The sequence below is a fragment of the Sphingomonas sp. STIS6.2 genome, from assembly GCF_000732685.2.
In the GTDB taxonomy this organism is placed as follows: domain Bacteria; phylum Pseudomonadota; class Alphaproteobacteria; order Sphingomonadales; family Sphingomonadaceae; genus Sphingomonas; species Sphingomonas aerolata.
Map to the genome: position 1 here is coordinate 1 of NZ_JPDP02000048.1, position 1,839 is coordinate 1,839.

At 61.3% G+C, this 1,839-nt stretch carries 2 protein-coding genes and 1 pseudogene; all 3 read right to left on the reverse strand.

The features are described from left to right. Nucleotides 1-407 (reverse strand): annotated as a pseudogene (locus tag sphst_RS09635) (general stress protein); the annotation flags it as partial. 30 nt (nt 408-437) lie between these two features. Further along, nucleotides 438-1,061 (reverse strand): OmpA family protein, encoded by a 624-nt coding sequence (locus sphst_RS09640; protein ID WP_107045460.1) that lies wholly within the window; start codon nt 1,059-1,061, stop codon nt 438-440. Beyond that, entirely contained in the window at nt 1,061-1,456 is a 396-nt protein-coding gene (locus sphst_RS09645; RefSeq protein ID WP_043157894.1) for a DUF2382 domain-containing protein, read from the reverse strand. The genes sphst_RS09640 and sphst_RS09645 overlap by 1 nt, the downstream gene beginning before the upstream one ends. Nucleotides 1,457-1,839 lie beyond the last annotated feature (383 nt).

A 1,839-nucleotide genomic window follows, 5' to 3' on the forward strand; every position in this document is an offset into this window, starting at 1 on the left:
TCCTTATCGGCATACCCAGCCCTCATCGCACCGACTGCCGGCGAGCCTGTCCAGCCGGACGAACGCCACTGCTGCGAGCGATCGTCGATATCGACCGTCTCTGCCTCTTCGAGAACACGCACAGCGTCATCGACATGGTCTTCATCGACGTCGACGGTCAGAAGCACACCGCCGCGGCGAACGCCTTCCTCGTACGTGTGACGATCCTCGTCGGGGAGAAACGCGTTCTTGATCGAGCCCCACAGGCCCGGCTCGTCATGCGTGGAATGGCCCGTCTCGTTGTAGCCGGTGCTGGACTTGTCTTGAATGCGAATATGGTCGGCATCGATATTGGCAGCCTGCAGGCGCTGCTCGGCAGCTTCGGCATCGGCACGGTGATCGAACAGAGCGGTGATGGTACGGGTCATGATAGTCTCTCCTGGTAGGTTCGGTAAAGATCAGCGCGACGTTACGACGAGCTCGGTGCGACGGTTTTCGGCTTGGCCTGAAGCGGTAGCGTTCGTGCCGACAGGATCGCTTTCGCCGCCTGAGACGGTCTCGATGCGATCACCGGCAATGCCTTGGGCAACCAGGCCCGCCTTGACGGCGTCAGCCCGCGCCTTGCCGAGTGCCGCATTGGCAGCATCTGACCCGCGGGCATCGGCGTAGCCGGCAATGCGCACATGGGTGTTGCCGTACTGCTTAAGGACTGCCGCGATCGTGCCGACTTCCTTGGCATCGTCAGGGCGCAGCGTGCTCTTGGCAGTGTCGAAGGTCAGCTTCTCGAACTGGAAGGTTCGCGGTGCCGCCTCGGTACCGGCAAGGTAGCCGCCCAGACCGGATATGCCGGCCAGAGCCGTTGCCGATCCGGCGTTCGGTGTCGTAGCAACAACATCGGTCGTGTTGGTTGAGGCCACCGTCGTGACCGCAGATACATCATCGCGACCGCAGCGGCTGAGAGCGAAGAGCAAGGCAAGGATGCCGGCGAGCAGCGCAATCCAGGCCAGCCAGTTGGTGCCCTTCTTTTTGCCGATATGCATTTCGCGCGGCGGAGCGCCGCGGGTGTCCTTGGGACCTGCCATTACTCTTTCCCTGTTGGTGATGGGTCCGCAGCGTCTTGCTCGACGACTGCGCGCATGCGGCGCAACGACACCGGGACACGGACGGCCTCGGCATGCGACGACTGCGTGATGTGGACTTCTTCGATGAGGAACAGCCGCTTCACGAGACGCTCCTCCACGATCGATACGATCAGGGTGTCGCCATCCTGCCGGGGCGCGGGCGCCTCCGCTACTTCCTGATCGAGCGGGATATTGCGCACATCAAGTTGGCCGGTTTGCAGGACCTGCTCGATAGTTTCGAAATGCTCGTCGACGACGGTGCGGACCCGGACGCGATCGGTCTCGACCTCAACCTTTTCCACCTGAACCCGTTCCTCGACCAGAGGAACGCGGACCTCGTCAGCATCGGAAATCATTGCCCGTCCCTTCAAGCGCTTAAACAGATAGCACTATCAGGTTGGCAGAATGGCCTGCCGACATAGCCTGATCGATACAGCTAAGTGCCTGCCGAAGCACTGCGTTCCGTGCGCATCGCAATCAGGGTCGAATGAGGTTTGGAACGCGACGGACCGAGTATTAATGGGTGGGTGCGCTCGCAACATTCTTCGGAGCGCAGGGCGCGAATTTGCCGCGTTCATCCTTGCACCGGGGCGATGCCTTACGGACTTTGGGGCACTGAATGATCTTACCGGACTTGTCTCGGCAGGGTTTCGTGCTGGCGGGCGCTTGGCCGGCACAAACCAGTGACATACCGGTAGCAAGGGCGAGTGCTGTACGCTTCTTCATGACGATGTCTCCG

Excerpts from the sequence above, each read along its gene's own strand:
- sphst_RS09640 (WP_107045460.1), bottom strand. The coding sequence starts at position 1,061 with ATGGCAGGTCCCAAGGACACCCGCGGCGCTCCGCCGCGCGAAATGCAT.
- sphst_RS09645 (WP_043157894.1), bottom strand. The coding sequence starts at position 1,456 with ATGATTTCCGATGCTGACGAGGTCCGCGTTCCTCTGGTCGAGGAACGG.